Source organism: Hamadaea sp. NPDC050747 (genome assembly GCF_040654195.1).
GTDB lineage: Bacteria > Actinomycetota > Actinomycetes > Mycobacteriales > Micromonosporaceae > Hamadaea.
Map to the genome: position 1 here is coordinate 35,583 of NZ_JBFAHM010000013.1, position 21,873 is coordinate 57,455.

General features: G+C 70.6%; 23 protein-coding genes and 1 pseudogene. 13 read left to right on the forward strand and 11 right to left on the reverse strand.

What is annotated here, in order from left to right; all coding sequences use genetic code 11:
• Positions 1–37: 37 nt before the first annotated feature.
• On the reverse strand, positions 38–535 hold the full coding sequence (locus tag AB0H43_RS28985; RefSeq protein WP_360004426.1) for a Rieske (2Fe-2S) protein: 498 nt from the start codon (positions 533–535) through the stop codon (positions 38–40).
• A 39-nt stretch (positions 536–574) separates the two neighbouring features.
• Between AB0H43_RS28985 and AB0H43_RS28990 the strand changes: the two genes are divergently transcribed.
• Complete coding sequence (locus AB0H43_RS28990; protein ID WP_360004428.1) at positions 575–1,240, forward strand: glycosyltransferase family 4 protein; 666 nt, start codon at positions 575–577, stop codon at positions 1,238–1,240.
• Positions 1,241–1,538: 298 nt separating this feature from the next.
• Here the strand turns inward: AB0H43_RS28990 and uvrA are convergent, their stop codons facing one another.
• Positions 1,539–4,439 (reverse strand): excinuclease ABC subunit UvrA, encoded by a 2,901-nt coding sequence (gene uvrA / locus AB0H43_RS28995; protein WP_360004430.1) that lies wholly within the window; start codon positions 4,437–4,439, stop codon positions 1,539–1,541.
• Between the two features lie 174 nt (positions 4,440–4,613).
• Entirely contained in the window at positions 4,614–5,654 is a 1,041-nt protein-coding gene (gene rsgA / locus AB0H43_RS29000; protein ID WP_360004431.1) for a ribosome small subunit-dependent GTPase A, read from the reverse strand.
• Between the two features lie 95 nt (positions 5,655–5,749).
• Here rsgA and AB0H43_RS29005 point away from each other — a divergent pair, with 95 nt between their 5' ends.
• The 4 genes and pseudogenes from AB0H43_RS29005 to AB0H43_RS29020 form a co-directional block, all read left to right on the forward strand.
• A complete protein-coding gene (locus AB0H43_RS29005) occupies positions 5,750–6,343 on the forward strand; it encodes an MBL fold metallo-hydrolase (RefSeq protein ID WP_360004433.1) in 594 nt (197 codons plus the stop codon).
• Positions 6,344–6,460: 117 nt separating this feature from the next.
• Positions 6,461–6,841 (forward strand): hypothetical protein, encoded by a 381-nt coding sequence (locus tag AB0H43_RS29010; protein WP_360004435.1) that lies wholly within the window; start codon positions 6,461–6,463, stop codon positions 6,839–6,841.
• A gap of 69 nt (positions 6,842–6,910) precedes the next feature.
• Positions 6,911–7,306, forward strand: a complete 396-nt coding sequence (locus tag AB0H43_RS29015; RefSeq protein WP_360004437.1) for a hypothetical protein — start codon at positions 6,911–6,913, stop codon at positions 7,304–7,306.
• 544 nt (positions 7,307–7,850) lie between these two features.
• A pseudogene (locus tag AB0H43_RS29020) lies at positions 7,851–8,036 on the forward strand (MBL fold metallo-hydrolase); the annotation flags it as partial.
• A gap of 6 nt (positions 8,037–8,042) precedes the next feature.
• Here AB0H43_RS29020 and AB0H43_RS29025 read toward each other — a convergent pair.
• Positions 8,043–8,597: a hypothetical protein gene (locus AB0H43_RS29025; protein ID WP_360004439.1), complete on the reverse strand. Its 555-nt coding sequence runs from the start codon at positions 8,595–8,597 to the stop codon at positions 8,043–8,045.
• Between the two features lie 122 nt (positions 8,598–8,719).
• Between AB0H43_RS29025 and AB0H43_RS29030 the strand changes: the two genes are divergently transcribed.
• On the forward strand, positions 8,720–9,391 hold the full coding sequence (locus tag AB0H43_RS29030) for a hypothetical protein (protein ID WP_360004441.1): 672 nt from the start codon (positions 8,720–8,722) through the stop codon (positions 9,389–9,391).
• A 132-nt stretch (positions 9,392–9,523) separates the two neighbouring features.
• Here AB0H43_RS29030 and AB0H43_RS29035 read toward each other — a convergent pair whose 3' ends face one another.
• Genes AB0H43_RS29035 through AB0H43_RS29060 form a run of 6 tightly spaced genes read right to left on the reverse strand, consistent with a single transcriptional unit; the run spans position 9,524 to position 14,542 of the window.
• Positions 9,524–10,378 (reverse strand): biotin-dependent carboxyltransferase family protein, encoded by an 855-nt coding sequence (locus AB0H43_RS29035; protein WP_360004442.1) that lies wholly within the window; start codon positions 10,376–10,378, stop codon positions 9,524–9,526.
• Positions 10,375–10,980 (reverse strand): allophanate hydrolase subunit 1, encoded by a 606-nt coding sequence (locus AB0H43_RS29040; RefSeq protein ID WP_360004444.1) that lies wholly within the window; start codon positions 10,978–10,980, stop codon positions 10,375–10,377. The genes AB0H43_RS29035 and AB0H43_RS29040 overlap by 4 nt, the downstream gene beginning before the upstream one ends.
• A gap of 7 nt (positions 10,981–10,987) precedes the next feature.
• Entirely contained in the window at positions 10,988–11,539 is a 552-nt protein-coding gene (locus AB0H43_RS29045; protein WP_360004446.1) for a M50 family metallopeptidase, read from the reverse strand.
• Positions 11,540–11,591: 52 nt separating this feature from the next.
• Positions 11,592–13,589: a hypothetical protein gene (locus AB0H43_RS29050; protein ID WP_360004448.1), complete on the reverse strand. Its 1,998-nt coding sequence runs from the start codon at positions 13,587–13,589 to the stop codon at positions 11,592–11,594.
• A 51-nt stretch (positions 13,590–13,640) separates the two neighbouring features.
• A complete protein-coding gene (locus AB0H43_RS29055; RefSeq protein WP_360004449.1) occupies positions 13,641–13,916 on the reverse strand; it encodes a hypothetical protein in 276 nt (91 codons plus the stop codon).
• A gap of 20 nt (positions 13,917–13,936) precedes the next feature.
• Positions 13,937–14,542 (reverse strand): ATP-dependent Clp protease proteolytic subunit, encoded by a 606-nt coding sequence (locus AB0H43_RS29060; protein WP_360004450.1) that lies wholly within the window; start codon positions 14,540–14,542, stop codon positions 13,937–13,939.
• 56 nt (positions 14,543–14,598) lie between these two features.
• Between AB0H43_RS29060 and AB0H43_RS29065 the strand changes: the two genes are divergently transcribed.
• The 7 genes from AB0H43_RS29065 to AB0H43_RS29095 are packed head-to-tail and all read left to right on the forward strand — an operon-like array spanning position 14,599 to position 19,655.
• On the forward strand, positions 14,599–14,871 hold the full coding sequence (locus tag AB0H43_RS29065; RefSeq protein WP_360004452.1) for a type II toxin-antitoxin system Phd/YefM family antitoxin: 273 nt from the start codon (positions 14,599–14,601) through the stop codon (positions 14,869–14,871).
• Positions 14,872–14,929: 58 nt separating this feature from the next.
• Positions 14,930–15,553, forward strand: a complete 624-nt coding sequence (locus tag AB0H43_RS29070; protein ID WP_360004454.1) for a GNAT family protein — start codon at positions 14,930–14,932, stop codon at positions 15,551–15,553.
• 9 nt (positions 15,554–15,562) lie between these two features.
• Positions 15,563–16,255: a GNAT family N-acetyltransferase gene (locus AB0H43_RS29075; protein WP_360004456.1), complete on the forward strand. Its 693-nt coding sequence runs from the start codon at positions 15,563–15,565 to the stop codon at positions 16,253–16,255.
• On the forward strand, positions 16,252–17,364 hold the full coding sequence (gene menC / locus AB0H43_RS29080) for an o-succinylbenzoate synthase (RefSeq protein ID WP_360004458.1): 1,113 nt from the start codon (positions 16,252–16,254) through the stop codon (positions 17,362–17,364). The genes AB0H43_RS29075 and menC overlap by 4 nt, the downstream gene beginning before the upstream one ends.
• Positions 17,365–17,394: 30 nt before the next feature.
• Positions 17,395–18,264 carry a neutral zinc metallopeptidase gene (locus AB0H43_RS29085; protein ID WP_360004460.1) on the forward strand — a complete coding sequence of 290 codons (870 nt, stop codon included), beginning with the start codon at positions 17,395–17,397 and terminating at the stop codon, positions 18,262–18,264.
• Between the two features lie 49 nt (positions 18,265–18,313).
• Positions 18,314–18,580, forward strand: a complete 267-nt coding sequence (locus AB0H43_RS29090) for a hypothetical protein (RefSeq protein ID WP_360004462.1) — start codon at positions 18,314–18,316, stop codon at positions 18,578–18,580.
• 43 nt (positions 18,581–18,623) lie between these two features.
• Entirely contained in the window at positions 18,624–19,655 is a 1,032-nt protein-coding gene (locus tag AB0H43_RS29095) for a toprim domain-containing protein (RefSeq protein WP_360004464.1), read from the forward strand.
• Positions 19,656–19,768: 113 nt separating this feature from the next.
• Here AB0H43_RS29095 and AB0H43_RS29100 read toward each other — a convergent pair whose 3' ends face one another.
• Entirely contained in the window at positions 19,769–21,790 is a 2,022-nt protein-coding gene (locus tag AB0H43_RS29100) for a glycogen debranching N-terminal domain-containing protein (protein WP_360004466.1), read from the reverse strand.
• Positions 21,791–21,873 lie beyond the last annotated feature (83 nt).

A 21,873-nucleotide genomic window follows, 5' to 3' on the forward strand; every position in this document is an offset into this window, starting at 1 on the left:
CGACAAGATCGCTTCGCTGCCCCGCCACCGGCGGGGATCACTTGAGCTTGATGTCGGCGCCCTCGACGACGATCGTCTTCTCGGCCAGCGCCTTGGTCGCGGGCGGGCTCACCACTGAGCCGTCCGTGATGGAGAACTTGCTGAAGTGGCAGTCGCAGTTGATGGTGCCGTTCGCCACCCCGGACAGCGGGCACTGCTGGTGGGTGCACATGCTGTCGAAGGCTTTGAAGGTGCCGGCCGTCGGCTGGGTGACGACCACGCCGGCAGCGGCGATGATCTTGCCACCGCCGACCGGGATGTCACCGGTCTGCGCGATCGCGGTGCCGCCGCTGCCACCTCCGGTGCTGCCGGTGCTGCCGCTGGTGGCTCCGGCGGTCGCGCCCGTGGTGCCGCCGCCGGCTGCAGTGGTGGTGGCGGTGCTGGGGGTCTCCTCGGCCGAACAGGCGGTGAGCAGGGCCGCCGCGCCGACCGCGCCCGCGGAGGCGAACAGCGTACGGCGGGAGGTGGATGGGGTGTTCTCGGTCCGCTCGGTCATTTCAGCCAGGCTAGTGGCCGAAAATCGCGGTGTAAGTAGTTGAACCATCACAATTTCCTGTGGCACATCTCGCTCCCCGGACGGCACGATCACGTCACCCCGGCGGGCTCGTTGGAGCACGTGATGAAACTGATCACCACGCACGACCAGGCGCTGCGGCAGGCGACCGCGTCCTGGTTCTCGGCCCGGCCGGCCCGCGACACCGAGCTGGTCCACGTCGCCTTCTTCGGCCAGTTCACGCCCGTCCAGGGCGCGCCGGTCGTCGGCACGGCGATCGCGGCGCTCTCCGGCGACCCGCGCTTCGTCTTCACCGTCATCGGCTCCGGCCCCGACCTGCCCGCCACGCGTACGGCGGCCGCCCCGAACGCCTGGGTCACCTGGCGGGAGTGGGTCGCCGCGCACGAGCTGCCCGGCCTGATCGCCGGGCACGACGTCTGCCTGGGCATCTTCGGCACGTCACGGCGAGCCCTGTCGGTCGTGCCGACCGAGGTCTACCAGGCCGCCGCGGCGGGCTGCGCGGTCGTCACCTCCGACACCGCCCCACAACGGGCGGCCTTCGGTGACGCCGCCGTGCTCGTGCCCGCAGGCGACCCGGCCGCCCTCGCCTCGGCGCTCCGGCGGCTCGCCGACGAGCCCGACGAACTCACCCGGCTCCGGAAGGCCGCCCGGGATCGGGCTCGCGAGCGCTTCAGCGCGGGCGCTTAGCCCGTACGCCTCGCGGCGCCCCACCCGCGCGCCGCGCCCCGTGTCCGGCGCGCCCACACGTCACCGCGCCCGTGTCCGGCGCGCCCCACACGTCGCCGCGCCCCGGTGTCCGGCGCACCCCACACGTCACCGCGCCCCGGTGTCCGGCGCGATATCCGGGATAACGCGGCCTCGTCGTCGCGAATGACCGCGTTATCCCGGATATCGCGACGATCCAAGCCCGGAGGTCGCGACCGCCCCCTCCCAGCGCGCCCCACCCCGTGGGTCGCGACGGCCCGGCGGGGCACGGTGGCGCTGGCTAGACCTTCGCCTTCGCCCGGCTCGCCGCCCGCTTCTTCGGCGTCGCCTGCGCCGGCACCTCGGCGACGAGGTGCCGCAGGAAGGCGCCGGTATGCGACTCGGGCATCGCGGCGATCTGCTCCGGCGTACCCTCGCCGACCACGGTGCCACCGCGGTGCCCGCCCTCGGGGCCCATGTCGATGATCCAGTCGGAGCTCTTGATCACGTCGAGGTTGTGCTCGATCACGATCACCGTGTTGCCCTTGTCGACCAGACCCTGGAGCACCAGCAGGAGCTTGCGGATGTCCTCGAAGTGCAGGCCGGTGGTCGGCTCGTCCAGGACGTAGACCGTCCGGCCGGTCGACCGCTTCTGCAGTTCGGCGGCGAGCTTGACGCGCTGCGCCTCACCACCGGACAGGGTCGGCGCGGGCTGACCGAGTCGTACGTAGCCGAGACCGACGTCGACCAGCGTCTTCAGATGCCGATGGATCGCCGGGATCGCCTCGAAGAACCCGGACGCCTCCTCGATCGGCATCTGCAGGACTTCGGCGATGGTCCGGCCCTTGTAGTGAACCTCCAGGGTCTCCCGGTTGTACCGATCGCCCTTGCAGACCTCGCACGGGACGTAGACGTCCGGAAGGAAGTTCATCTCGATCTTGATCGTGCCGTCGCCCGCGCAGTTCTCGCAGCGGCCGCCCTTCACGTTGAAGGAGAACCGGCCCGGCCCGTAGCCGCGCACCTTCGCCTCGGTCGTCTCGGCGAACAGTTTCCGGATGTTGTCGAACACCCCCGTGTAGGTCGCGGGGTTCGACCGGGGCGTACGCCCGATCGGCGACTGATCGACGCCGACGACCTTGTCCACGTGCTCGAGCCCGGTGACCCGGGTATGCCGGCCGGGCACGAGCCGCGCGCCGTTGATCTGGTTGGCGAGCACCGCGTGCAGGATGTCGTTGACCAGCGTGGACTTGCCCGAGCCGGAGACGCCGGTCACCGAGATCAGCTGGCCGAGCGGGAACGCGACGGTGACGTTGTGCAGGTTGTGCTCGCGCGCCCCGACGACGGTCAGCTCGCGGCCCTTGGTCTGCGGCCGCCGCCGCGTCGGCACCGGGATGGACCGCCGCCCGGACAGGAAGTCGCCGGTGATCGACTTCTCGTTCTTCAACAGGTCGTCGTAGGTGCCCGAGTGCACGATGTAGCCGCCGTGCTCGCCCGCGCCCGGGCCGATGTCCACGACCCAGTCGGCGGTCTTGATGGTGTCCTCGTCGTGCTCGACCACGATCAGCGTGTTGCCCAGGCCACGGAGCCGTACCAGGGTCTCGATGAGCCGGTGGTTGTCCCGCTGGTGCAGGCCGATCGACGGCTCGTCCAGCACGTACAGCACACCGACCAGGCCCGACCCGATCTGAGTGGCGAGCCGGATGCGCTGGGCCTCACCGCCGGACAGCGAGCCGGCCGGCCGGTCGAGCGACAGGTAGTCGAGGCCGACGTCGAGCAGGAACTGCAGCCGGGCGTTGATCTCCTTGAGGACGCGCTCGGCGATCATCTTCTGCCGGTCGGTCAGCTCCAGCTCGACGAGCAGCTGCGCGGCCTCGCCCACCGACAGGTTGCAGACCTCGGCGATGCTGTGCCCGGCGATCGTCACCGCGAGCACCTCGGGCTTGAGCCGGGTGCCGCCACAGGCCGCACACGGGACCTCCCGCATGTAGCCCTCGTACTTCTCGCGGCTCCACTCGCTCTCGGTGTCGGCGTGCCGCCGCTCCAGCCACGGGACGACGCCCTCATAGCCCGCGTAGTAGGAGCGCTCGCGCCCGTACTTGTTCCGGTAGCGGACGTGGACCTGGTTCTCGACGCCGTGCAGGATCAGCTTCTGCGCCTTGGCCGACAGCGCCCGCCAGGGCGTGTCCAGGTCGAATCCCTGCTCCTCGCCGAGGGAGCCCAACACCTGGATGAAGTAGTCGAAGGTGTGCCCGCTCGCCCACGGGGCGATCGCGCCTTCCCGGATGGACTTCTCGTCGTCGGGGACGAGCAGCTCCGGGTCGACCTCCTTCTTCTGGCCCAGGCCGGTGCACTCGGGGCAGGCGCCGTAGGGCGCGTTGAACGAGAAGACCCGCGGCTCCAGGTCCTCGATCGCCAGGGGGTGCTCGTTGGGGCAGGCGAGGTGCTCGGAGAACTTCCGCTCGCGATGCTCGTCGTCCTCGGGGAGGTCGACGAAGTCCAGCACGACGATGCCGGCGGCCAGACCGAGCGCGGTCTCGATCGAGTCGGTCAGCCGCTGCTTGGCACTGGCCTTGACGGACAGCCGGTCGACCACCACCTCGATGGTGTGCTTCTCCTGCTTCTTCAGCTTGGGCGCCTCGACCAGCGGGTGGACCACGCCGTCGACGCGCGCCCGGGCGAAGCCCTTGGCCTGCAGCTCGGCGAACAGGTCGAGGTACTCCCCCTTCCGGCCGCGGACGACCGGGGCGAGCACCTGGAACCGCGTCCCCTCCGGCATGGCCAGCACCCGGTCCACGATCTGCTGCGGCGACTGCTTGGTGATCGCCTCGCCGCAGACCGGGCAGTGGGGCTCGCCGACGCGTGCGTAGAGCAGGCGGAGGTAGTCGTAGACCTCGGTGATCGTGCCGACCGTCGACCGCGGATTGCGGGAGGTCGACTTCTGATCGATGGAGACCGCCGGGGACAGCCCCTCGATGAAGTCGACGTCCGGCTTGTCCATCTGCCCGAGGAACTGCCGGGCGTAGCTCGACAGGGACTCGACGTAGCGCCGCTGGCCCTCGGCGAAGATCGTGTCGAAGGCGAGGCTCGACTTGCCCGAACCGGACAGCCCGGTGAAGACGATCATCGCGTCGCGGGGCAGATCCAGGCTGACGTCACGCAGGTTGTGCTCACGCGCACCACGGATGATCAAACGGTCAGTCACCGCAAAAGCTCCTAGATCGGACAGGTGAAGGCAGGCAGGGTCCCGCCGCGAGCGGACTGTATCCGGGAGGTATGACAAGAACGAGCCAAAGATTAGTCCGACCCGCGCTACCAGGCTAAAACAATAGCGGGTGGCTTCGGACACCTGTCCGAAGCCACCCGCCGCCGCCTGTCCTCAGGCGTGTCGTTCCCGCGCCCGCTGCCGGGCGGCCCGCTGCTCCTCGCGGAGGCGTACCGCCTTCCGCTTGCTCTCGTGCGCCAGCTCCCGTTGCAGCCGCAACCAGCTGGCCCAGCGGCGTCCGGTCAGCTCGCCGTCGTCCAATGCCGCCTGCACGGCACAGCCCGGCTCCGTCGTGTGCGAACAGTCCGCGAACTTGCATCGCAACGCCAGCGCGTCGACGTCCGCGAACGCCGCCACCAGGCCCTCCGAGCCGTCGAGCAGACCGACGCCACGCAGCCCCGGAGTGTCGATCACCGCGCCGCCGCCCGGGATCGGCACCAGCGCCCGATGGGTCGTGGTGTGCCGGCCCTTTCCGTCCACTCGGCGTACCGCCTGAGTGGTCATGACGGTCGTCCCGGCCAGCGCGTTCACCAGCGTCGACTTGCCCGCGCCAGACCGCCCGAGCAGCGCCGTGGTCCGGCCTTCGGCCACGTGCGGCCGCAACTCGTCCAGCCCCGCCCCGGTGTCCGCGCTGACCGCCAGCACCGGCGCGCCCGGTGCGATCTCCCGCACCTGCTCGACGATCGCGTCGGGGTAGCGCGTGACGTCCGCCTTGGTCAGCACCACCAGCGGCTCGGCCCCCGAATCCCAGGCCAGCGCCAGCAGACGCTCGATCCGGCTCAGGTCCGGGCCGCTGTCCAGCGGCTCGATCACCGCCGCCGTGTCCATGTTCGCCGCCAGCACCTGCGCGGTCGAGTCCTTGTCCGCGGTCCTTCGCATGATCTGGGTACGCCGCGGCAGCACCGCCTCGATCGTGGTGCGCCGATCGGGCCAGTCCCGCACCACCACCCAGTCGCCGGTGCACGGCAGATGCACCGCGTCCGCCGCGGCCTGGGACATGACGCCCCCGCCGAGACTGGCGCGGTCGGCGCCTTGCGCGGTCAGCACCGTGCACACGCCGCGATCCACCCGCAGCACCCGGCCCGGGCGCGCGTCGATCCGGTCGAACGGCGCGTACGCCGCCGCGAAGTGGTCGTCCCACCCCAGCGCTCTCATCTGCCTCTTTTCCTTTTCAGCCATTACCACCATGGTCAAGTGCGCCCGGCTTCGGCGCACCCCAATTTCCCCGCCCGGCCGCGTACGCTCGGCGAATGGCATCGCTGCGCGTCCAGAGCCGCTCCGTCGGCCCCGGCGACAACATCGCGTACCTGCTGACTTGCGAGTCGACCGGCGAGCAGCTGCTGATCGACGCGGCGAACGAGCCGGGCCGGCTGTTCGAGCTGATCGGCGACGGCGGCCTGGCCACGATAATCACCACCCACCAGCACGCCGACCACTGGCAGGCGCTGGCAGAGGTCGCGGCGAAGACCGGGGCGCGCGTGCTCGCCCACCCGCTGGACGCCGACGCGCTGCCGGTTCCCACTTCCCCCGTCCACGACGGCGACCTGATCCAGGTCGGTGACGTGGATCTCGAGGTGATCCACCTCGCCGGGCACACGCCCGGCTCGATCGCCTTGCTGTACGCGGCCGATCCGCCGCAGATCTTCACCGGCGACAGCCTCTTCCCCGGGGGTCCTGGGCGGACAACAAACCCCACCGAATTCACGTCACTCATGGACAATCTTGAGGCCAAGGTCTTCGACGGCCTGCCCGACGAAACGGTGGTATGGCCCGGTCACGGTAAGCCGACGACGCTTGGCATGGAACGGCCGTCGATTCCCGAATGGCGCGCGAGGGGCTGGTAGACAATGTCGGGTCCGAGCATGACCAAATGCTGGCTGCAGGAGGACTGGCTAGTCGCAATTCGGCAGCCCGTCCCCGCGGACGAGGTCCGGCGCTGGTGGAACCTCAAGGACACTGACATGCTCGACGAAATCGTGGATCGGACTCCTGCTGTTCGCCTTGGCCTGACCGCCACGGCTTTCCAGGATCCCGAACCGGCAAGTCCGGCACGACGCGTCTCTGACCTGCTCTTCCTCCGCGGGACGCTGCCAGAGGACTTCACTGACGAGGAGACCGACCAGTACGTCCTGCCACTCCTCGACGACGAACTGGAGAGGGCCATCCTCGAAGCGTTCCGGCCTCGTGGCGAAGATGTTCCCTCGTTGGCTGCGAACGACCGCGAGAAGGTCGCCGCCTTTCTTCGGGAATACAAGGGATCTCGCCTTCTGACCACCCCACGGGGCGATCCCATCGAGACCGAGTTGGAAGTTGGCCCCGCATTCGACGGGCTGTCTCGCTGATTCCCCGGCTGTCGGGCGAGCGCGAAAATACGAGCCGCGGCAACCCGCTAGCGCTGCGAGGATGCGTCCGTGACGCTTTGGGATGAGCTGACACCGGAAGAACGTTGCATTATGATCAACACGCTCGAAGAGGGCTACCTCAATTGCGTCATAGGCGACTTTCTCGGGCATGCCGAGGCCGACGGCGCTGTCTGGATCTCCTCAACCGACGCCGACGCCATCCGCGCCCTGATCCCGCGCTTCGCCGCAACGGTCGCGAGCATGATCGAGCGCGATCTGATCGAGATCCGCGAACCGGACGACGGAGTCTGGGACAACGCGCCACCTATGACCGACGCTGAGATACGCGCGACATTGGCCGACCCGGACACCTGGCTGTGGACCGAGGGTGAGGCCGCCCGCACGGTCATGCTGATGACCACCGACCACGCCGACCGCCTGCTCGGACGGGCCATCGATGCATGACTTCGGGCCGGTCGAACGAGACAGACAGACGCCAACGCCGTGTGGCAGATCCAAGACGAGCAGTCGGCAGATCTCAAGTTCGGAGTTATGTTCATAAATGCACGGCGGCCGTTCGACCCTCGGCAGGGAGTGGCCGTCGATCCCCGGGTGGCGAGCACGCGGATGGTGAACCTCACGACTGACCCGGACGGCAAATCTAAAGATGATCTTCGGCAAATCTCGGCAGCCTTCCGTCCAGGTAACCACGAAGGTGTTGTCCAGTTGACCGCCAAGATGCCGTCCAGATGACCGCCAAGATGCCGTCCAGATGACCACTGATCTTGAAGTACGCGTTTCATCGCCGGGTACGTCCTCTACACCGGCCAGCAAACGCTGCCGTTCGGCGGGAAGATCCGGGCGCTACCGCTCGACGCCCTCTGGCGCGTGGCAGCATGAGCAACAGTTTGTCTGCCGGGCCGCACCAAGGCGGAGCGGCAATGCTCGCTTCGATGATGACCGCACGGTGAGCGCCCAAGGCTGTTGCCTGCTGACCGATGCCCCAAGGTTCCCCGGTGGCGTCGGCAACACCTGGGGCGACTCGGCCGCCTTCGCGACCCTCATCGACGACGTCACGACGAAGATCTTCGACCGGCTGCCCGACGAGACCGTCGTCTGGCCGGGCCACGGCAAACCGACGACGCTGGGCGCCGAACGCCCGTCCCTCCCCGAATGGCGTGCCCGTGGCTGGTAGCAGCGGCTACCGGAGGATGCCCGCCGCGTGCAGTCGCCGGGTGGCCTCGCGATCCACGCACACTCGGACCGCCGACCCGGAGCCGCCGACGCCGGTGGAGGCCGCGGTCACCACCGCGACGAACAGCAACGGCACCAGCAGGAGCCGGACCGTCATGGCCCAGCAGGCCCGGTAACCGACACGGCCGCCGTCGGCGTTCCGCATCAGGTGCGTGCCGGTCAGTACGCCGCCGAGGGCCCGGCCGCCGCCGAAGAACAGCCCGTAGAGCACAGGCGCGCCCACGACGACCGCCGCCATCAGCCCCGCGAGCAGCCCGGCGGAGATCTTCCCCGTCGAGTACGCGACGGACACGGCAACCAGGCCGAGGACGGCGATGACGGCGTACATGATGAGGTCGATGAGCCAGGCGAGGAACCGCATGCCTTCGCCGGCCCGGATGTAGAGGGTGCCGTCGCCGAACATCGCGAGCCGCTTGGCCGCCCTCGGTCCCAGCAGCTGCTCGGCGTGCTCCCGGACGAAGTCGAGCCGGGTCTTCGGCCGGGCGGGGGCGTGCGTCGTCACGGGCATGATCATAAGCTTGGCCCGAGCCTGGGGCCCCCGCTAACTCGGTGATTTCCGCTCATGGTCTGATATGGCGTCCAATGTGCTCGGACACCCGGCGCAAGTATGCGGATGGTGACTTGATGCCCACTCGAACGACCTCCTGGATTCACGAGTCCTGGCTGGTCGCGATCCATGAGCCCGATTCTCCCGCCGTACGCCTCGGGCAGGTCGCGAAGGCCACCGCCGACGCCGAGCCGGGCAGCCCGGCCCGACGCGTGGCCGAACTGGTGTCTTCGGAGCCGTCGCTGCTCGACGACGACCTGGCGGCCGCGATCCTGGCGGCGTTCCAGCCCCACCGCGGCGACCTGGCCACCCTGGAATCCGGCGACCCCGAGCAGCTCACGGCGTTCCTGCGCGAGCATCGCGGGGCGTACGTCGTGACGGAGTTCCGGGGCGAGCCGGTCGAGGGTCAGCTGGAATCCCATAGCTTCTGGGACTTCCTGACGCCGGAGGAGCGCTGCGTCATGACGAACGCGCTGGAGGAAAGCTATCTCAACGAGGTCGTCCCCGACTTCCTCCGGGAGGCGGACACCGACGCGCTCCGTGTGCTGGTGCCGCATTTCGCCACCATCGTCGCAGACATGATCGAGCGCGAGATGATCGAGATCCGCGACGCCGGCGACGGCGGCTGGGACGACGCGTCGCCCATGACCGAGGCGGAGATCCAGGCGACGCTGGCCGATCCCGCCGTCTGGCTGGAGACCGACGGCGAGCCGACCCGGCGCGTCCTGCTCCGCGCCCTCACCGACTAGCGCCGCCCTGCCGGCGCTGCGCCGCCATGATCAACGGAGCGGATGTGGGGTCATGGCGCCGCAAAACCTCCGCTGATCATGGTGGCCGGGCAGAGGTTCCGGCTCTCGGTGCCGAAGATCACCGCCAGCTGGTCAAGAGCGCGATCGCCGGCTGACCACGAAGCGGATCGCCGTACCCGGCCGTGCCTGCGCGACAAGGCCCAGGTCGTCCGGGTGGACCACGCCCACGACGGGGTAGCCGCCCGTCGTCGGGTGGTCCGCGAGCATGATCACCGGCTGGCCGTCCGGCGGCACCTGGACCGCGCCCGGCAGCATGCCCTCGCTCGGGAGTTCGCCGTCCCGGGTCCGCGTGAGCTGCGGACCGCGCAGGCGCACGCCCACCCGGTCGCTCGCCGCGTCCACCCGGTAGTCGCCCAGCGCGGTCAGGTCGACCCAGTCGTCGCGCGGCCCCGGCAGGAGGCGTACCAGGGCTGTGGCGGGCCTCGCGCTCCGCGGCGCCCAATCGACGTCAGCTGGTACGCCGAGAGCAGCGCCCAGGGGCAGCAGGTCGCCGACGGCCAGCCGGGGCGGGCCGAGGCCGGACATCGTGTCGGTGGATCGGCTGCCGAGCACGGGGTCGACCGCGATCCCGCCGGCGACGGCCAGGTAGGTCCGCACGCCGTCGGCTGCCGTGCCCAGGGAGAGCACCCCGCCGGCTGGAACCTGCACCGGCCGGTCCACAGACGACGGACGGCCGTCGACGCGTACGGGGCACAACGCGCCGGTGACCGCGACCCAGCAGGCGGACTCGAATCGCAGGTCGACGCCGAGCAGCGTGGTCTCGATCCCGGCCAGCCCGTCGGGGTTGCCGACGAGGCGGTTCGCGAACGTCAGGCTCGCCCGGTCGGCCGCCCCCGAGCGGGGCACGGCCAGACTCGCCAGCCCGGCCCGACCCAGGTCCTGGATCGTGCTCAGCAGACCCGGTCGCAGCACTTCCACGAAGGTCATGGCGCCGCCACGAAGCGGACGCGCGTACCCGGGGTGAGCAGAGCGGGAGGCGTACGCCGCTCGTCCCAGAGGCGTACCGGGGTGTGGCCGACGATCCGCCAGCCGCCGGGTGAGCGGCGCGGGTAGACGGCCGTGTAGCCGCCCGCCAGCGCCACGCTCCCGGCCTCCACCGCCGTACGCGGACTACTCAGCCGCGGCACGTGCAGCCGCTCCGGCACCCCTGTCAGGTACGCGAACCCGGGCGCGAAGCCGCAGAAGGCGACCCGCAGGTCCGCCCCGGTATGCAGGGCGACGATCTCGGCCGGCGAGCCGCCCGCCCATCGGGCGACCTCGTCGAGGTCCGGCCCGTCGTACCGGACGGGGATCTCCACGATCTCGCCGACGGTCGCGGGCGGCCGGGCCGGGGAGAAGCCGTCGAGCACCGCCCGGAGGGCGGCCTCCGACAACCCGGCGCAGTCGACCAGCACGGTTCGCGCGCCGGGAACGAGGTCGGCGACCTCCGGCAGCGCCCGGTCCCGGAGGTAGGCGTACAGCGCCTCGGCAGCGTCGCCGGTCTCCGTCTCGACCAGCCACCCGGTCAGCCCGACCGGCAGAATCCTCACCCTCGCATCATGCCGGGACCGCTTCGGGGAGCAGCTGCTTGGGCACCCGGAGCGTCACCGCGAGGATCCCGACCACGTACGCCGTCACCGTGACGAAGAAGTAGAGATGCACGACGAAGTCGGGCCAGGCGCCGAGCCATTTCGCGACGTCGGTCTCCGGACTGCCGAAGATCCCGGCCATCCACTGGACGAAAGAGTTCACCAGCGGCGACAGCAGGCCGACGATCGCGAGGTTCAGCCAGACGAGGTGATTGCGGATCGGCGCCCGGGTCAGCAGGAAGAAGAAGCCGACGAACCAGAGCAGGTCGCACAGGTAGGGCGCGGCGTCGGTGGCCCAGCCGGTGCTGCCGGTCCACTCGGTGTAGCCCCAGGTGAACCGGCCGAGGTCGGTCTGCGGCCAGAACACGAAGTTCGTGACGTCGGCGCCTTCGAGTTTCGCCACGAGGGCGTGGCTGCCCTCGTGGCGAATCGTGCCGAAGCTCTGGTACGCCGGGTAGGCCAGCAGCCACCAGAGGTCGGTCCAGCGAAGCTTCCAGACGGGAAGGTCGGAGTCGGTCATGCGTCCATTGGCCGCCGTCGACCCCTAGATCGCTGCCTGGTTGCCGACACCGTCAGCTACACGGCGTACCTCCGCAGACGTCGACGATCTGTCCGGTCAGCAGGAAGGTCGCCTTCTGCAGCTGCGCCTCCGGCTGCGCCCGTGGGAAGGAGTGCGGGTCCTGGCCGTACTCCGGGCCGGAAGGTGCCAGGTTCGTCGGCGGGAGTGCGGCGGCCAGACCGCTGTTCCACACGACGATCGCGGAGCCCACGTACGGGTAGGTCTCGATCGGCTGGATGCCCCAGAACGGCTGGACCTCGTCCGACCAGCCGTCGGCCAGCGCGGGGACGTGCAGCCGGGCGCCGATCGTCCGCGCCTCCACCTCGGCCGCCGCCGGGGAGACCTGATGGTCGCCGAACGCCACGTGCATCAGCACCTGGTGGACGGGTGTGCCCGGGAGCGGATTCCGGGTCAGGTGCTGGGCGTATCCGTTGGCCTCGGCTCGGTCCCAGAGCATCTGGAGCAGCGCGAAGATGAGCTGCTGGTCGGCCCGGTCCGGGTACGCCGAGTCCATGATCTGCTGGAACGGCGCGAAGTCGACGCTGCGCTGGAGCAGCGTGCTGTAGTTCATCGCCGGTACGCCGAGCACCGAGCGCGTCCAGTCCTGGGCGACGGCGGTCAGCGCGCCGCCGTTGATGCCGCCCTGGCTGTTGCCGTCGTAGTGCATCCCGCCGGCGAGATCCAGCAGGGTGTTCCCGGCCGCGTCCTGGAACGCCGGATCGGCCGCGAAGCCGGCCGGGTGACCCATGAGCCGGCCGAGGAACAGGAAGTCCAAATAGCTCTGCTGGAGCCGGTCGGCGACGGCGGCGAACTTGGTGAGGTCGGAGAAGACGCTCGCCACGAAGGGCACGTCGGCGGCGGCCATCCCGATCCAGCTGGTGGCGCAGAACAGGAAGTCCTGCCCGTACGCCATGTCCTTGACGTTGCCCGCGTTGATCTCGGTCGGCGCGCCGAGCAGGCCGTGGCCGTAGAGCGACAGGTGGGCCGGGCTGGCGGCGGTCGCGCTGCGGGGCAGGTTGCAGACGAAGTCGGCGGCGATGGTGCCGCCCGACGGCGTCGGCACGGCGTCCGGCTCGGCCGAGTCGTAGTGCAGCCGCGATCCGGGGCCGCCGGTGCCGGTCAGGTAGCTGGGCACGCTGACCGTGCCGCGAATCTGCCGGGCGATCCGGGCGTCCTGCGCCGGGGTGTACTCGGTGACCCCGGTGACCCGGTACGCCGGCGCGGCGGAACCGAGCGCGGCGAACGCGCTGTCGCGCATGGCGACCAGCCGTCCCGTCAGGTTCTGCCCGCTCGCCACGGTGAAGTCCCACGCGAGGTACAGCTCGTGCCGGTTCACCCCGGCCACGGTCAGCTCGGCGAGGACGCGCTTGACGTCCTGCTTCCGCGGATCGCGGGATTCCGGACCGTTGCCGGTGACATAGGACGCGAAGACCTCGGGGGCCGGAATCCGGTCTCCGGCGCTGTCGCGCAGATTCCGCAGCGCCACGAGGTAGCGCGTGCCTTCGGCGAGCGCGACCGCGGGCCGGATGATCAGCACCTGCCGGTCCGGCTGGGCGGCCGCGTGCGCGTCCAGCTCGGCCCAGAACGGCGTACGCTCGCCGGTCCGGCTGTTGAGCAGCACGATCGGGGCGTCGCGGTCCAGCGAGCGGCCGACGTCGGTCACCGGCGGGATGCCGCTCCGCACGACGTCCACCCCCGGTACGCGAACGAGGATCGGCGTACCGGGGCTGAAGCCGTCCTGCCGGTTCCACTCGGCCGGGTCGATGTGCGTACCGGCGACGGAGGCCGGCAGCTGCTCGGCGGTGAGGTTGACTCGCCGGCCGGTGGCGCTACTCGGGTCGCTGACGGTGAACTGGTCGTTGGGGAAGGGCAGCAGGCAGGCGGTCTCGTCGAACGGGTCGCAGCCGGCGGGCGGTTGGGGCGGTTGTGCGGCAGCGGCGGGGCCGGCCAGGACGAGGCCGGTCACCGCCACGATCGCCAGCACGACGCGCGCTGTCCGGGCGGGGGTCACACGCATCTCCTTTGATGACGGGAGTCGTGCAGCCGTTCATACGCCTCCAGATCAGCGGCCCGCAAGGGTCAGCCGGTCGACCGACTTGTCGGCGTCGAGGATCAGCAGTGCGCGTACCAATGTGGAGGAATGGATGGTGGTCTCTCCTCGCTGGAACATCAGCGCGAGCGCGTCACGGAGCGCGGTGGCCTGGCTGACTAGGGCTTGCGCAGCGCGCAGCGCGCCGTAGGTCTCGTCCTGGCGGGCCGGATTGACCCGGGCGAGGTACTCCAAGATCGCGGTGTAGCTGTCGACGAGGTCGGCCTCCGCCCGGGTCAGGGCGGGCATGCGCACCATCTCCTCCATCGTCAGGCCGCCGTCGCGAGGTTCTTGCGATCGCCCAGCACCACGTCGACGAGCCCGTATGCGATCGCGGCCGGGCCGTCCAGGACGTGCGGCCGGGACAGGTCGGCGCGGATCTGCTCGGCGGTCCGGCCGGTGTGCTCGGCGAGGATGGACTCCAGCGCCGCCCGCTGCCGCAGCAGTTCCTGGGCCTGCACCTGGAGATCCTGGGTAGCGCCTTGACTGACGCCCATCTCCGGCTGGTGCAGGACGACCCGCGCGTTGGGCAGCATCATGCGCTTGCCCTTCGCTCCCGCGGCCAGCAGCATCGCGGCCTCCGGGCCGCACTGGCCGACGCACACCGTCTGCACGTCGCTGGCCAGGCTGCGGATCGTGTCGTAGACGGCGAGCATCGCGGTCAGTGAACCGCCGGGCGAGTTGAGGTACACCGCGATGTCCCGGCCCGGGTTGTCGGCGTCGAGGTAGAGCAGCTGGACGAGGACGTCGTTGGCGGTCTGGTCGTCCAGCGCGGTGCCAAGGAAGACCACCCGGTCGCCGAAGGCCTTGGAGTACGGGTCGAGCTGGTACTCGGAGCGGGCGGTCCGTTCATTGATCATCGGGAGGTGGCTCATGAGAACTCCAGATTTGTACAGGACGTAGATTCTGTACAGAGCGTACCATCTGAGGGGTGACCCATGAAGTCCCGGTGACGCAGGCCCGCGCCGAGTTCGCCGACCTCGTCAACCGCGTCGTCTACGGCGGAGAGCGGGTCGTGGTGACCCGGCACGGCAAACCGATCGTCGCCCTCGTCTCGGCCGAGGACCTGGCCCGGCTGGAGGCGGCCGATCAGCCGGTGATCCGGGTGACCAGCGAGACGTCGTCCGCGCCCGAGGTGGCGCCCACTCGGCGGCAGTTCGGGCTGACCGCCGAACACCGGCCGCCCGGCGGCAACCCGCGCTGATCCGGCACTGCCGGAAAAGGCTGCGCGGCGAGCCAGGGCGGGCCGCACAATGACGGTCATGCAGGCGCTCCTTCACCTCCAGCTGACCACCGACGACCTCACCCTGCGGGCGACCACCGAGGCCGACCTCCCGGCGCTGGCCGCGACGCTCCCCGACGACGTAGAGCTCAATCCGGCCCTGCCGGGTGCCGACGGCGACGCCCGGCTCGACCGCACGGCGCGGGTCTACCAGGGGTATTGGCGAGACCGGGCCGACTCCAGACCCGGTACGTGGACGCTGCCATTCGTGGTGCTCCGCGACGGCCGCATCCTCGGCACGCAGACGCTGGAGGCCCGGGAGTTCGGCAGGCTGCGTACCGTCGAGACGGCTTCCTGGCTGGTCAGTGGGGCACGCGGACAGGGCATCGGCAAACGCATGCGGCTGGCCGTGCTGGCGCTCGCCTTCGAGCACCTCGGTGCCCTGGTGGCCGAGACCGAGGCCTGGCACCACAACACCGCCTCGGTCGGCGTCTCGCGGAGCCTCGGCTACCTGCCCAACGGCGTCTACCGCCACGCCAGCGGGGACGGAGCCGACGACATGATCCGGATGCGTCTGCCCGTCGAGGCCTGGCGCGCGCAGCACGGCGGGCTGGCCATCAAGATCGACGGATTGGCGGAGTGCCGCGACTGGCTCACGGCCTAGACTTCCCGCATGGCGGAGCTGGAGATCATCGAGCTGGACGACGTCGCCCGGCTGACCGACGTCGCCGAGCTGCTCCGCGAGGTCTGGGGCGCAGACTCCGCCGACCAGATCCTCAACCTGTCCATGCTGCGCGCCCTCGCCCACGCCGGGAACTATGTCGTGGGGGCGTACCGGGACGGGCGGCTGATCGGGGCCAGCGTCGCCTTCCGCGGTGACGACCACCTCCATTCACACGTCACCGGCGTGATCCCCGGTGGTCACGGCGCGGGCGTCGGCCGCGCGCTCAAGCTCCATCAACGGGAGTGGTCCCTGCGCCACGGCATCTCCCGCATCCGCTGGACGTTCGATCCCCTGGTACGCCGGAACGCGTACTTCAATCTGCGGAAACTAGGCGCCGACGCGACCGATTACCTCGAAGACTTCTACGGCGCGCTGACCGACGGCATCAACGTCGGCGACCCGAGCGATCGGCTCTACGTCTGCTGGGAGCTGGAGCGGCCCGCCGCCGAACCCGATCTGTCGGCGGCGACCCGGTTCGTGCCGACGCCGGCGGACATCGAGGGCCTGCGCTCGGCCGACCCGGCCGCAGCGGAGCACTGGCGGTACGCCGTCCGCGAAGGACTCCACGGCCCGATGGCCGACGGCTGGACGATCGCCGGATTCACCGACGACGGGGCGTACGCGTTGAAGGAGCCCGCATGAAGCTGACCGGGATCGAACTGCGCCGGGTGGCGATGCCCCTGGTCGCGCCGTTCCGCACGTCGTTCGGCGTCGAGCACGCCCGCGACGTCCTGCTCGTCCGGGCGTACGGGGCGGACGCCGAGGGCTGGGGCGAGTGCGTCGCCATGGACGAGCCGCTCTACTCCTCGGAGTACGTCGAGGGCGCGGCCGACGTGATCCGCCGGTTCCTCGTCCCCATCCTGTCCACTATCGACAATCCCGAGGCGCACCTCGTCGAGCGGGCGTTCGCCCCGATCAAGGGGCACCCGATGGCGAAGGCCGCGGTGCTGACCGCCGTCCTCGACGCGCAGCTGCGGGCGTCCGGCACCTCGCTGAGCTCCTACCTCGGCGCCGTACGCCCCGCCGTCCCCTCCGGCGTCTCGGTCGGCATCATGGACTCGATCCCGGAACTGCTGGACGCGGTCGCCGGCTACCTCGCCGAGGGCTACCTCCGGATCAAGCTGAAGATCGAACCGGGCTGGGACGTCGAGGCGGTCCGGGCGGTCCGCGAACGGTTCGGCGACGACATCCTGCTGCAGGTCGACGCCAACACTGCGTACACCCTGGCCGACGCAAGGCACCTGGCTCGGCTCGACCCGTTCGGCCTGCTGCTCATCGAGCAACCGCTCCCGGAGGACGACGTACGCGGCCACGCCGAACTGGCGCGCGTTGTGCGTACCCCTATCTGCCTGGACGAATCGATCACCTCGGCGCGCGCCGCGGCCGACGCCATCGCGCTGGGCGCGTGCTCGATCGTGAACATCAAGCCGGGCCGGGTCGGCGGTTACCTGGAGGCGCGCCGCATCCACGACGTGTGCGCGGCCCACGGCGTGCCGGTGTGGGCCGGTGGCATGCTGGAGACGGGCCTGGGCCGAGCCGCGAACGTCGCACTGGCCGCGTTGCCCGACTTCACCCTGCCGGGCGACACCTCGGCGTCGAGCCGCTACTACGCCCGCGACATCACGCGGCCGTTCGTCCTGGCAGAGGGGCATCTCGCGGTGCCGGCCGGACCGGGTATCGGCGTCGACCCGGACCCGGACGCGTTGGCCGACGCGACGACCGCGACCGAGCTGCTGAGCTTGGCACGGTAGACGATCGCGCGTCCTGGGTAGAGGTCCGGCGTGGACCTCAACAAAGACGCTCAGATCGACACCGGTCAGATCGAGGATCGGCGCGGCGCGGGCGGCGGCGGGTTGAGCGGTATGCCGATCCCGATGCCGAGCGGCCGTGGCGGCTGGATCATGACCATCATCTTCCTCATCGTCGCCCTCGCCGGCGGCGGCGTGCTGGGCGGCAACATGCTCAGCGACGACGGCGGCTCGGGTGACCTCGCCGAGAAGTGCGCGGCGTCGAACCCGAACCGGCTCGACGAGCCCGACTGCCGCAGCGCCCTGTTCATAACCTCCATTCAGGACTATTGGCAGGACGCCCTGCCCGCCACCCTCGGCAAGCCCTATCAGACGGCCAAGACGGTCTTCTTCAGCCAGGCCGTGAGCACCGGCTGCGGCCAGGCCGACTCGTCGGTCGGCCCGTTCTACTGCCCGCCGGACGGCAAGGTCTACATCGACCTGTCGTTCTACGACGAGCTGGAGAGCCGGTTCGGCGCCAAGGGCGTGTTCGCGCAGGCGTACGTGCTGGCCCATGAGTACGGGCACCACGTGCAGAACCTCCTCGGCGTCGGAGTCGGCGGCCAGGGCGACTCGGTCCCCGTCGAGCTGCAGGCCGACTGCTACTCGGGGGTCTGGGCCAAGCACGCCACCCAGACCACGGACGCCAGTGGCCGTCCCCTGATCAAGAGCCTGTCCCAGGCCGACATCCAGTCCGCCCTCGACGCGGCGGCGGCCGTCGGCGACGACACCATCCAGAAGAAGACGACCGGGCACGTCGATGAGTCGAAGTTCACCCACGGCTCGGCGGCGCAACGGCAGCACTGGTTCAGCACAGGCTACGAGTCGGGCGACCCGAAGTCCTGCGACACCTTCAGCGCCTGACGCTTGCCCGGGAATGCGGGGCGGCACACCAGTGGGCACAATGGACGCCATGAGGCTCTGGGAGTACGCGCGGCTGGAGTACCGCTCGGCGGGAACGCTCGGCAACGACCGGTTCCTGGACTGGGACGCCGTGTTCTACCACCCGGGCGGGGTCCAGCGCTGGGGCACCGACGAACGCTTCGACGACCTGCGTCACCTCAACCGGGCCGGCGCCGAGGGCTGGCAGGCGTACGACCGGAGTCCGGTCTATCACCACGGCGAGCCGCACCGCCTGTACGCCGTGACCTACTCGATGCGTCGCTCAGTAGACGGCTAAGCACTTTCCGTGTTCGTACACCTGTGCGAACATGGAAAGTGCCATGGAGTTCGTACCCGCGACGTCTCGCCTGCTGGCGGCCAATCGGGCCGCCGCGGCGTTCTATGCCGCCCAGCTCCGGCACGTGCCGGCCGCCCGCCGATACCTGCGCGAACGCGGCATCGAGGCAGCTGCCGGATCGTGGTGGCAGCCGGGCGTCGCCCCCGGCGGCTGGACCGCGCTCCTCGACCGGCTGACCGGGCTCGGCTTCACCTCAGCCGAACTGCTCGCCGCGGGGCTGGTCCGGCGGTCGCGGACCGGGCGGCTCATCGACTACCTGCGACAACGGGTCGTCTTCCCCATCCACGACCCGCGCGGCAACATCATCGGCTTCACCGGACGCGATCTGTCCGGCCGCGCGGACGCCCCCAAGTACCTCAACACGCCGACGACCACGATCTACCACAAGGGTGAGGCGCTGTTCGGCCTCAGTCTCCAGCTGGCGCACCGGCGGCGGCGCGATCGGCGACCGATCCGCGTCTTCGTGGTGGAGGGCGCGGCCGACGCCATCGCGGTCCACCGCATGGTGCACCAGCACGTGTCGGAGCAACTCCTGCCGGTGGCGCTGTGCGGGATCGTCCTCACCGAGCATCACCTGCGTCTGCTGCGGAAGACGATCGGCCCGACCGCGTCGCTCAGCCTCCTGCTCGACGGCGACGACGCCGGGCGGGACGCCTTCGAGCGCTGGCTGCCGCTGCTGCGTACGTGGGCGGGGCCGGTCGACATCGCCACCCTGCCCGACGGCACCGACCCGGCCGAACTCCTGGTCCGGCACAGCCCCGAGGAAGCGCTGCGGATCGTCCTCAACGCGCTCCGCCCAGCTCAGCTGGCCCGGCTCGACCGCATCCTCGACCGGCTCGCCCCGGGCGCGCTCGACCTCGGGGAACCGGAGACCCGCGTACGCGTCTGGCGAGCCATCACGCCGTGCTTCCGGGACGACCCGACCCGGGGCGCCGACCTGGCCGACCTCGCGAGTGCCCGGCTCGGGCTGCCGTTGGGCGACGTGATGACCGGCGTCGTCAACGAGATCGCCTGACCATCGTTCCCCGCTGGATCAGGGTTCTCGGTCGAATCTTGACCCATGATTCGACCGAGAACCCTGATCCAGCGCCAAAATACGGGGCGCAAACAGGGCACGGGGAAGGATGGTCAGGGGAGGATGGTCAGGGCGCTGGGCGTACCGCTGAGGGAAGCCGATCCGTCGCGATCGACCGTGACCGAGACGCGGCGCCCGGCCACACGCAGGCCGCGGACCGTGAAGCCGCCGAGCGGCGCGCCCGCGAGCGGACGCAGCGCGACCTCACCGGCCGGCACGTCCGGGCGCAGGCCCGATGCCGCGTGCAGGATCGCGACCGCGCTCGCCGCCGACCAGGCCTGGGGCTGGCAGGCGGCCGGATAGGGCGTCGGGCGGCGCAGGTCGTCGCGGGCGTCGCCGCCGTGCAGTTCGGCGAGCCGATAGCCGACGGCCTCCGAGGCCGCGAGCAGGCCCTCCGTGAGCACTGCGGCCGCGTCCGCGTGGCCCTCCGCGGCCAGTCCCGACACGGCGATCGCGGTGTCGTGCGCCCAGACAGATCCACAGTGGTAGGACAGCGGGTTGTAGCCGCCGTCACGGTCGGACATCGTCCGGAGCCCGTAGCCGCCGGCCAGCTCCGGCGACGCCAGCAGCTCGGCGACCCGCACCGACTCCTCGGCGGTCAGCATCCCGGTGCCGAGCAGGTGACCGATGTTGCTCGTCAGGGCATCGACCGGACGCTTGGCGCGGTCCAGCGCCATCGCCGGGTACGCCCCACGCGGCCCGTCCACCCAGAACGCCGACCGGAAGCGCTTGGCCAGTTCGGCGGCGTACGTGCGCCATTTGTCGGCCGCGGGCCGGCCGAACGCGTCGAGCATCGCGGCCGCGTTCGTCGCCGCCTGGCAGGCGTACGCCTGAACCTCGGCCAGCGCGATCGGCGCCTCGGCGAGCCGGCCGTCGGCGAAGCGCACGGCGTCGCCGGAGTCCTTCCAGCCCTGGTTGGCCAGGCCGAGCCCACTCGTGTCGAGGTATTCGAGGAAGCCGTCCCGGTCGGGGTCGGCGTACTCGTCGAGCCAGGTGAGCGCGGCTTCCAGCGTGGGCAGCAGCTCCTCGACGACGTCTTCGGCGAGCCCCCAGCGCCAGGCGTCGTGGAGGAGGCTGATCCACAGCGGCGTCGCGTCGACCGTCCCGTAGTACGCCGGGGGCAGCGACAACTCCTCGCCGTCCAACGCGACGTGGAACTCGTGGCGCCGCAACTCGTGCAGGATCTTCCCCGGCGCCTCCCCCGACCTCGGGTCGAGCACCCGGCCCTGCCGGCGGGCCAGCGTACGCAGCGTCCCGGCGGCCAGGTCGGTGCCGAGCGGCAGCAGCATGCGGGCGGCCCAGAGGCTGTCGCGCCCGAACAGGGTGAGGTACCAGGGGACTCCCGCGCCGAGGAAGACGTCGCCCGGCGTACCGGCCTCGGCCATCCGCAACGACTCCAGGTCGTCGAGCGACTGTTCGAGCAGGCGCGGCAGGCGACGGTCGTCGGCGACCAGCTCGGGCCGCTCCCATTCGACCGGTCCGGCCGGCGCGACCAGGACGGCGCGGGGGTCGCTGACCGTCACCGCCCAGCTCACCTCGGTCGCCGAAGCCGGCTCGACCGTGATCGTCCAGCTGAGCTGAACGGTGAGGTCGCCGGCGTCGATCCGGGCGGCCGGGGCGACGACCGTCACGGCCAGCCCGCCCTGCCGCCAGCCCAGCCGATCGCCGTCGAGCTGCGGCGCGACCGGCGCGGTCAAGCCGCCGGACTTCACCGTCTCGATGGCGGCGAGGTCGCAGGCCAGGTCGAGAGTGAGGCCGAGGGTCACGGGCTCGTGGGACGCGTTGGCGAACCGGATGGTCTCCGTCATCCCGTCGGCGCACACGCGGCGGCGGCGCTCCACGCGTACGGTCGGATCCGGCGACAGGTCGCCCAGCCAGGGCAGCAGTCCCACGAAGACGGCGGCGCCCGGCCCGGTGAGGCTGTGCGCGACCGCCACGGGTTCCCGGCCGTCGACGCGGAGCACCGCCTCGGACAGCACCCGATAGTCGGCGTGGAAGAGACCCTGCGCACCGGTCGGCCGGAGCTGGCCGTCGGCACCGCCGAGCGCTGAGGCGGGGGCGTGAACAACGCTCACGAGATCATGCAGGAGGGGTTGCACAGCAGCTCCTCGAATGCGGCGTAGATCGGGGGGCAGACCGACAACCGTAGTCGCCGATG

Bases quoted from the DNA above. Each gene is read 5' to 3' on its own strand.
- menC (WP_360004458.1), top strand. From the start codon at position 16,252: ATGAAGCTGACCGGGATCGAACTGCGCCGGGTGGCGATGCCCCTGGTC.
- rsgA (WP_360004431.1), bottom strand. From the start codon at position 5,654: ATGAGAGCGCTGGGGTGGGACGACCACTTCGCGGCGGCGTACGCGCCG.
- AB0H43_RS29090 (WP_360004462.1), top strand. From the start codon at position 18,314: ATGAGGCTCTGGGAGTACGCGCGGCTGGAGTACCGCTCGGCGGGAACG.
- AB0H43_RS29045 (WP_360004446.1), bottom strand. From the start codon at position 11,539: ATGACCGACTCCGACCTTCCCGTCTGGAAGCTTCGCTGGACCGACCTC.
- AB0H43_RS29030 (WP_360004441.1), top strand. From the start codon at position 8,720: ATGCCCACTCGAACGACCTCCTGGATTCACGAGTCCTGGCTGGTCGCG.
- AB0H43_RS29010 (WP_360004435.1), top strand. From the start codon at position 6,461: ATGCTCGACGAAATCGTGGATCGGACTCCTGCTGTTCGCCTTGGCCTG.
- AB0H43_RS29055 (WP_360004449.1), bottom strand. From the start codon at position 13,916: ATGCCCGCCCTGACCCGGGCGGAGGCCGACCTCGTCGACAGCTACACC.
- AB0H43_RS29035 (WP_360004442.1), bottom strand. From the start codon at position 10,378: ATGACCTTCGTGGAAGTGCTGCGACCGGGTCTGCTGAGCACGATCCAG.
- AB0H43_RS29070 (WP_360004454.1), top strand. From the start codon at position 14,930: ATGCAGGCGCTCCTTCACCTCCAGCTGACCACCGACGACCTCACCCTG.
- AB0H43_RS29060 (WP_360004450.1), bottom strand. From the start codon at position 14,542: ATGAGCCACCTCCCGATGATCAATGAACGGACCGCCCGCTCCGAGTAC.
- AB0H43_RS29005 (WP_360004433.1), top strand. From the start codon at position 5,750: ATGGCATCGCTGCGCGTCCAGAGCCGCTCCGTCGGCCCCGGCGACAAC.
- AB0H43_RS29075 (WP_360004456.1), top strand. From the start codon at position 15,563: ATGGCGGAGCTGGAGATCATCGAGCTGGACGACGTCGCCCGGCTGACC.
- AB0H43_RS29095 (WP_360004464.1), top strand. From the start codon at position 18,624: ATGGAGTTCGTACCCGCGACGTCTCGCCTGCTGGCGGCCAATCGGGCC.
- AB0H43_RS28985 (WP_360004426.1), bottom strand. From the start codon at position 535: ATGACCGAGCGGACCGAGAACACCCCATCCACCTCCCGCCGTACGCTG.